This window comes from Dolichospermum sp. LEGE 00246 (assembly GCF_015207865.1).
GTDB lineage: Bacteria > Cyanobacteriota > Cyanobacteriia > Cyanobacteriales > Nostocaceae > Dolichospermum > Dolichospermum heterosporum.
The window spans coordinates 1-2,900 of sequence record NZ_JADEWA010000580.1; the positions used below are offsets into that span (position 1 = coordinate 1).

Annotated in this window: 3 protein-coding genes; all 3 read left to right on the plus strand. The window is 42.1% G+C overall.

Annotated features, from left to right (window positions below):
* Positions 1–145: 145 nt before the first annotated feature.
* The 3 genes from IQ228_RS24245 (at position 146) to IQ228_RS24255 (ending at position 2,701) form a co-directional block, all read left to right on the plus strand.
* On the plus strand, positions 146–859 hold the full coding sequence (locus IQ228_RS24245) for a PspA/IM30 family protein (RefSeq protein WP_027400887.1): 714 nt from the start codon (positions 146–148) through the stop codon (positions 857–859).
* 10 nt (positions 860–869) lie between these two features.
* Entirely contained in the window at positions 870–1,790 is a 921-nt protein-coding gene (locus IQ228_RS24250) for a phosphate ABC transporter substrate-binding protein (RefSeq protein ID WP_193964724.1), read from the plus strand.
* A gap of 272 nt (positions 1,791–2,062) precedes the next feature.
* On the plus strand, positions 2,063–2,701 hold the full coding sequence (locus IQ228_RS24255) for a 1-acyl-sn-glycerol-3-phosphate acyltransferase (RefSeq protein WP_193964725.1): 639 nt from the start codon (positions 2,063–2,065) through the stop codon (positions 2,699–2,701).
* The last annotated feature ends 199 nt before the right edge of the window (positions 2,702–2,900 follow it).

Sequence of the window (2,900 nt, forward strand, 5' to 3'; positions counted from 1 at the left end):
GGGGGTTGGGGGTGGGGTTCTTGTTCCGGGTTTGATGACAATTTGCTGTAAATATACTTGAAGAAACTGACAGACAATTGCTATGTATGCTCATATTAGAGTAAAAATATTACCATAACCACTCTCACTAAAATAACTTTGGGTTATGAAAAAAGCTGTCTACTGGATAATGGGTGAAAGGGCAGGGCGAACCATAGTTGGGACTTGGAACTGGTTATGGGGAATCCCTGTGGAGTCCGGTGGTAAGGTGGCTGTAGCTGTTGCTGAAGAATCCCTTCAGTCAATGCAGGAAGCTGTTCAGAAGTTGGCTGTAGCGGTTGCGGCTCAGGAGGGGGCTTATAAAACTGCTAAAAATAAATATGAGGCAAAAATTAAAGAATTTAATACCTTAGAGCAGCAAGCTATGGTTGCTCAAAAAGGTGGTAATGAAGAAGGTGCGCGAATGGCTATGAGTAAGGCGATTCAAACGGAGCAAATCCTGCCTAAACTAGCGGAAATGGTGAAACAGGCGGAAACGGCGGTCAAGGCTTCTAAGGATAAGCTGAACCGTGAGCGCATGAAGTTAGAAAGCTACAAAGCGGATATGCAAAATATGAAGGATATGTCAGAGGTGAATGAAGCTCTGGCGATGATTGCTAGGGTCAATAATGAGTTTGATATTGGCTCGGCTAAAAGTGATTTTGAAAAGGCTAGGGGTGCTGTGGAACGTCGAAATTTACAGACGGAGGCTTTGGCGGAATTATCGGAAAATCCTACCGAAAAACTCCAGGCTGAGATTGAAAATATGACATTAGATGACGAGGTTGCTCGTCGTTTGCAAAGATTACAAGATTCCCCATCTAAACAATTACCAGAATAATTAGGAATTTATGAGTCAGAGAAGCGGTCCACCTCCTATTGTGTTTATTTTGCTATTTTTAGGGCTTTTGGGTGGTGGTTACTGGTGGTTTTTTATGCGTAATCCTGCCCCACCTTCGATAACTACGCAGTCAGAAAGTAATTTCCCTACTGGTGAGACAACTACTCCCACTACTCCCACTTCTGCGGCTTTCCCGTTACCAACGACAGTAGCCAGTGGTACGACTGTAAAGATAGACGGTTCTACGAGTATGGTGACAATTAACCAAAATCTCAGGAAGGGGTTTGAGAAACAGTTTCCTGGTACGAAGGTAGAGGCTGTGGGGAATGGGACTGATAAGGGAATTCAGGATCTATTGGCTGGTAAAGTGGATATTGCGGCGGCTTCTAGACCTTTGACAGCACAGGAGCAAGGTCAGGGATTGAAGTCTGTCACCATAACACAAGATGCGATCGCTCTGATAGTCGGTAAGGCAAATCCTTTTAATAGAGGATTAACCAGTAGTCAAATTGCAGATATATTTCAGGGAAAAATTAATAATTGGTCAGCAGTGGGTGGTCCATCTGCGACTATCCGCGTCATTAATCGTCCAGCAATTAGTGGCACACATCAAACTTTTAAAGAATTAGTCTTAAAAGGAGCTAATTTTGGGACTACACCCAACATTACGACTTTACCCCAAGATGCGACCACTCCCTTAGTTCAAGCTTTGAAAACAGATGGTATCGGCTATGCGACTTTTGCTCAAGTTGCTAATCAGCAAACCGCGCGCGTCGTGGCTATTGAAGGCTTGACTCCAGAAGCGGCTAGTTATCCCTATAAGCGATCGCTGTATTATGTCTATAAAGACCCTGCTAGTGCCGGAGTGCAAGCATTTCTAGGTTATGCTACTTCACCTCAAGGACAACAGGCTTTAACATTAGGCAACTAATGTAGGAAAAATAAGCAGTTAGATTGGGGAGTTAGAGGTTAAAATAAGTTCTGACTCCTGAATTCTGACCGAAAAATTTTAGATTTTGGATTTTAGATTTTGGATTGGGAATTTTCGGTACAAGCCTCGCCCCTTCAGGGCGGAATTAATCCCAAAATCGCTAATCTAAAATCCCCAAGCTCCATACTTGAGGGTGGAGTAAATCCAAAATCCAAAATCGTAAATCCAAAATTGATTGACTTTTGTATTCTATTTTATTTATACTATCTTCTGTGACTAGAATTCGTGAACCCTTAATTAGTTTGGCACTGTATCACGCCTTTAAGTGGTCGGTGGTTAGTCCCGTATTACACGCATACTTTCGGGGCAAGATTTATGGTGCGGAAAATGTCCCCCAATCTGGTGCTGTCATAGTCGTTAGTAATCATGCTAGTTATTTTGACCCTCCCATAGTTTCTAGTTGTGTCCGTCGTCCCGTCGCGTACATGGCTAAGGAAGAATTATTTAAAGTTCCTGTTTTAGCACAAGCAATTAAATTATACGGTGCTTACCCTGTCAGTCGGGGCAGTGCTGACCGCAATGCGATTCGTTCTGCTTTAGAGTATTTAGAAAATGGTTGGGCTGTAGGTGTGTTTTTAGAAGGTACGCGCACGAATGATGGTCGCATCCATGAACCGAAAAGAGGTGCAGCCCTCCTCGCAGCTAAGGCTAAAGCTCCTTTTTTACCAGTAAGTTTATGGGGAAGTGAACAGATTTTACAACCGGGTTCTTCTCTACCCCGTTCTGTACCTTTGACTATTAGAATTGGTCAATTAATTGATGCTCCCAGTTCTACTAATAAGGAAGAGTTGGAAAGAGTTACTCAAATGTGTGCGAAGGCAATTAATGAAATGCACGATTTGGGCAGGTAAAATTTATTAGCTTGTCTGAATCAGGATGTCCAGGATTTGAGGATTTGCAGGATGTGATTGTTTAATTATTGGTTAGTTAGTTATTTATGATGAGGATGAAGTAAGATGAATCTCATCTATAAACCATCAAATAACAATCATGTAAATCCTTTAATCTTGTAAATCCTGATTCTGACAATTATTAGTTTCTCTATAATTC

Bases quoted from the DNA above. Each gene is read 5' to 3' on its own strand.
- IQ228_RS24250 (WP_193964724.1), top strand. From the start codon at position 870: ATGAGTCAGAGAAGCGGTCCACCTCCTATTGTGTTTATTTTGCTATTT.
- IQ228_RS24245 (WP_027400887.1), top strand. From the start codon at position 146: ATGAAAAAAGCTGTCTACTGGATAATGGGTGAAAGGGCAGGGCGAACC.